Annotated in this window: 1 pseudogene; it reads left to right on the forward strand. The window is 41.0% G+C overall.

Going from position 1 to position 1,775, the window contains the following annotated elements:
• Positions 1-1,775: pseudogene (locus ACFINR_RS09285) on the forward strand (hypothetical protein); the annotation flags it as partial.

The following is a 1,775-nucleotide window of genomic DNA, read 5'->3' on the forward strand; positions in this document are numbered from 1 at the left end:
TCAGCTTGATAAAGGTTTGAAGGATCTTTCTACCAGCCTTCAGTCAGATGACTCGGCTGTTGTTCATTACGATAAAAAAGAGGGTGAGAATGGCGGCATTGATTACACGAGTGTGACTTTAGGTAAAGGTAAGGATGCAGGACCAGTTGCACTTCATAATGTAGCGGATGGTACCATTGCTGAAAATTCACATGATGCGATTAATGGTAGTCAGATCAACACAATTTCTCAGAATGTAGCTAAGTTTCTTGGTGGTGATGCGGCATTTAAAAGCGGTAGCTTTATCAACCCTACTTATAACTTATCTCGCGTTTCTGAAGATGGTGAGGTAACACAAAAAGCCTTTACCAATGTTGGTTTAGCATTTGAAGGACTTGATGCAAATATCAAAAATGTGAATCAGCGTATTAAGGAAGTCTCAGAAGGAGTTGCACAAGATTCTTTATCATGGAGCGAGGGTGAAAAATCTTTTGTAGCCTTGCATGGAGGAAAAGACGGTGCAAAGACAAATAGCAAGATTAAGTTCCTTGCGGCAGGAGATATTACGAAAGAATCGACAGATGCAGTAAATGGCTCCCAACTTTATTCTTTAGGAAAAGATCTTGCATCGTACTTAAACGGTGATGCTAAGTATGAGAAAGATCAATGGTTGTTGCCTAGATTTAAAGTTACACACCTTAAAAAAGATGGCACATCAGAAGAAGCTGAGTATGATAGTGTTTCAGAAGCTCTTTCAGGTGTTGGTAATTCTTTCACGAATGTGGTTAAAGACTTTAATGACAAAGTCACGAATATTACGCAGGAAGTTCAAGGTGATGCGCTGTTGTGGAATGAAAGTGAAAAAGCCTTTGTAGCCAAGCATGGGGAAGGTAAGGACAGAAACAATAGCAAATTGAAGTTTCTTTTAGATGGAGAGGTTTCTGCAAGCTCTAGTGAAGCAGTCAATGGTTCTCAGCTTTTTGATATGAATAAGACTGTTGCAACTTATTTAGGTGGTGGCGCTGAATATAAGGAAGGTCAATGGAGTGCTCCAAGCTTCAAAGTTAAGATCGTCAAAGAAGATGGCAGTGCTGTTGAAGAGCAAAGTTATGATGATGTTGCCAAAGCGTTTGCTGGTGTAGGGGCTTCATTCACGAATATTCACAAAGAGCTTCAGAATGAGATTAATAAAGTTGTAGGAGATAGTCTTGTTAAGCAGGATGATGCTACGAAGGTAATCAAGATAGGTGATGAAAAAGAGGGTAGTGCAATCACAATTTCAAACATGAATGGTGATACACGTAGTCTCTCTGGCGTGAAAGCTGGAACACTTTCTGAAGGCTCGACGGAAGCAGTGAATGGTTCTCAGCTTTATTCCTTGAATCAGACGCTGGCGACTTATTTTGGTGGTGGAGCTCACTATGAAGATGGTCAATGGGTAGCACCTACTTTCAAAGTTACGACATTTAATGATGATGGTAGTCCAGAAGAGCATAGCTACCCTAATATTGCGGAAGCGTTTGCTGGTGTAAGCAATTCATTTACAAAGCTTCATAATGAGATTTCAGACAATATTGAGCAGAATGCGTTGTTGTGGAGTGATGAAGACAGTGCGTTTGTAGCGCTTCATGGGAAGGGAGATAAAAGAAGTAAGAGCAAACTGAAGTCAGTTTTAGATGGCGATATTTCTGAAGGTTCGACAGAGGCGATTACGGGCAATCAGCTTTATTCCTTGCATCAGACGCTAGCGATGTATTTAGGAGGAGGAGCTAGCTATGAAGGTGGCGAATGGAGGG

This window comes from Bartonella sp. AP19HLJMH (assembly GCF_042196245.1).
Taxonomy (GTDB): Bacteria; Pseudomonadota; Alphaproteobacteria; order Rhizobiales; family Rhizobiaceae; genus Bartonella.